Genomic DNA, 2781 nt, shown 5'->3' with positions numbered 1-2781 from the left:
ACCGCGGAGATCACCCGCTCGCTGTCGCGCTGAGGCCAGCGGCGGCACCAGGCCTCAGGACACGATCTCCTTCAGCGCCGCGACCTCGGCGGCAGGGTCGGCGGCAGCGGGCATGACCTGCAGGTGGGTGACGCCGGCCTCGCGGAACGCGGCGACGCGCTCCTCGACGTACGACCGGGGGCCGACGAGGTTCGCGGCCTCGAGCCACTCGGTGGGGATGAGCGCCTCGGCCTCCTTCTTCTTGCCGCTGAGGTAGAGGTCCTGGATCTCGGCTGCCTCGGCCTCGTAGCCGTACTGGCAGGCGACGTCGTTGTAGAAGTTCTTGCCCTTGGCGCCCATGCCGCCGACGTAGAGCGCGAAGATCGGGCGGGCGAAGTCGAGCATGCCCTTGACGTCCTCACCGATGGCCAGCATCCCGCCGGCGGTCACCTGGAGCGGGCCGAGGTCGGCCGAGCGCTTCGCGGCCCCGGCGGCGAGCGACTCGCCCCAGACCGAGTGCGCCTTCTCGGGGTAGAACAGGTGCGGGATCCAGCCGTCGGCGACCTCGGCGGTCATCTCGACGTTCTTTTCGCCGAGCGCCGCCACCCAGATCGGGACCTCGGGCCGCTCGGGGCGGGTGAGGAGCTTGAGCGGCTTGCCCAGCCCGAGGCCCTGGTCGGCGGGGAGGGGCAGGGTGAAGTCGCGGCCCTGGTGCTCGAGCGGCTCGCGGCGCAGCCCTTGCCGGACGATGTCGATGACCTCGCGCGTGCGCCCGAGCGGACGCTTGTAGGGCATCCCGTGGAAGCCCTCGATCACCTGGGGACCCGAGGCGCCGAGCCCGAGGACGGCGCGACCGTCCGAGACGTTGTCGAGCCCGGCCGCGGTCTGCAGCAGCGCCCCGGGCGTGCGGGAGAAGACGTTGAGGATGCCGGCGCCGATCTGGACGGTCTCGGTCTTGGCCGCGAGGTAGCCCATCAGCGTGGGGGAGTCGAAGCCGTACGCCTCCGCGACCCACACGAGGTCCAGCCCGGCCTTCTCCAACGACGCCACCTGGTCGGCCGCTGCGCGGGGGTTGCCGTCGTACATCAGCATCGTGGACAGCTTCATGGAGGGCTCCTTGGTGTCGACTCTGACAGTTCTACTGTGACCCTACGGTGACCATAGCGTTCGCCGACGGGACTCCCCCCCCAGGACGCACACCGGGGTGCGATAGTCGGGGCGACCCAGATTCGCGGGCACCCAGACATCCAGCTATCCCAGGAGAGACCCACCGTGAGCTATCGCATCGCCGTCATCGGAGGCACCGGACCGCAGGGCAAGGGCCTGGGCTACCGCTTCGCCCGCCACGGCCACACCGTCGTGCTGGGCTCGCGCGCGGCCGAGAAGGCCGTGCCCGTCGCGGCCGAGGTCACCGAGCGGCTCGCCGGAGTCGACGGCGCGGGCGAGGTCACCGGAGCCTCCAACGTCGACGCGTGCGCCGGCGCCGACGTCGTCCTCCTCGCGATCCCGTACGACGGGCACGACGAGCTGGTCGCCACGCTGCCGCTCGACGACACGATCGTCGTCTCCTGCGTCAACCCGCTCGCCTTCGACAAGCAGGGCCCCTCAGGCCGTGTCGTCGACGGTGGTGAGGGCTCGGCTGCTGAGTCGGCCCAGCGGATCGCGGCCGGGTCCCGCGTCGTGGGCGCGTTCCACCACGTCTCGGCCGTCACGCTGTGGGGCGACGCCGACTTCCTCGACGAGGAGGACATCCTGGTCGTCGGGGACGACGTCGAGGCCAAGCAGGTCGTCATGGAGCTGGCGCGCTCGGTCACCGGCCGCGACGGCGTCGACGCCGGCAAGCTGCGTCTGGCTCGCCAGCTCGAGCCCCTGACGGCTGTGCTGATCTCGATCAACAAGCGCTACAAGACGCACTCGGGCGTGCGCATCTCCGGTCTCTGAGCGGGGCCGAGAGGGTCGTCGGACGCGGACCCGCGAGCGGGCTGCGTCCGGCTACCCGCCCGCCGAGGACGCGGACGGGTCGGCCGAGCGCTCCACGCGGGCCTTCTCCTCCACGTCGAGCAGCTCGAGCTCGACACCGAGCGGCACCCAGAGCTCGGCGGCGCGGGCCGCGCTGATGTGCCCGCGGTCGCGGTAGGCGATCGTCGAGCCGACCACCACGGGGCACAGGTTCTGCGCGCACAGCCAGGGCGACGGGTTGACCCACGGGACCCCGGCGCGGGTGGCTGCATCCTCGGAGATCATCCGGTTGCGCTCGCTCCAGCTGGTCGGCGGGAACATGCAGTCGCCGAGGTCGGCCCCGCGCTTGGCCAGGCACGCACCGGGCTCCTCGGGCAGTCGGGGCACGTCGGAGAGCAGCACCATCCGGCCCACCAGCGGCAGGTAGGCAGCGAACATGTCGTCGAAGCCCTCCGCCACGTTCTCGGCGACGTCGGCGTTGTCGGTCAGCAGACGGCCGGAGTCGTCGTAGACGCCGGTGGGCGGCGGTGAGGTGGCCACGACCATGAGGTCGGGCTCGAGCTCGTCGACCTGGTCGACGACCCAGTCGTGGAACTCCTCGCACTCGGGCCAGGGCTCGCCGGTGCCCAGCCGGCCGGGATCGACGAAGGCCGCGGTGCACTGCTGCTTGACGAAGTAGTAGGCGGCGTACCCGGCCTCACGCGCGATCTGCTCGAAGGCGGGGATCCAGGCCCGAGCGTGGGAGTCGCCGGTGACGACCATGATCTTGTCGGCGTCGACGTCCCCGCGCCGGCAGACCGGACGGGCCGGAGCCTGGTAGTTGCACTCGCCGACGTCGGCGAC

General features: G+C 71.6%; 3 protein-coding genes. 1 reads left to right on the top strand and 2 read right to left on the bottom strand.

Annotated elements, in window-relative coordinates; translation table 11 throughout:
• Positions 1–54: 54 nt before the first annotated feature.
• Positions 55–1086 (bottom strand): LLM class F420-dependent oxidoreductase, encoded by a 1032-nt coding sequence (locus VOI19_RS17645; RefSeq protein ID WP_323794256.1) that lies wholly within the window; start codon positions 1084–1086, stop codon positions 55–57.
• Positions 1087–1251: 165 nt separating this feature from the next.
• Here VOI19_RS17645 and npdG point away from each other — a divergent pair, with 165 nt between their 5' ends.
• Positions 1252–1920 (top strand): NADPH-dependent F420 reductase, encoded by a 669-nt coding sequence (gene npdG, locus VOI19_RS17640; RefSeq protein WP_323794255.1) that lies wholly within the window; start codon positions 1252–1254, stop codon positions 1918–1920.
• A gap of 51 nt (positions 1921–1971) precedes the next feature.
• On the opposite strand, the gene VOI19_RS17635 is transcribed toward npdG, so the two are convergent.
• On the bottom strand, positions 1972–2781 hold an 810-nt coding region (locus VOI19_RS17635; RefSeq protein ID WP_323794254.1), incomplete at its 5' end, for an SGNH hydrolase domain-containing protein.

The organism is Nocardioides sp. (genome assembly GCF_034670285.1).
Classification (GTDB): domain Bacteria; phylum Actinomycetota; class Actinomycetes; order Propionibacteriales; family Nocardioidaceae; genus Nocardioides.
Note: the sequence above shows the minus strand (reverse complement) of the source record. Positions and strands in the feature narration are given on the sequence as shown.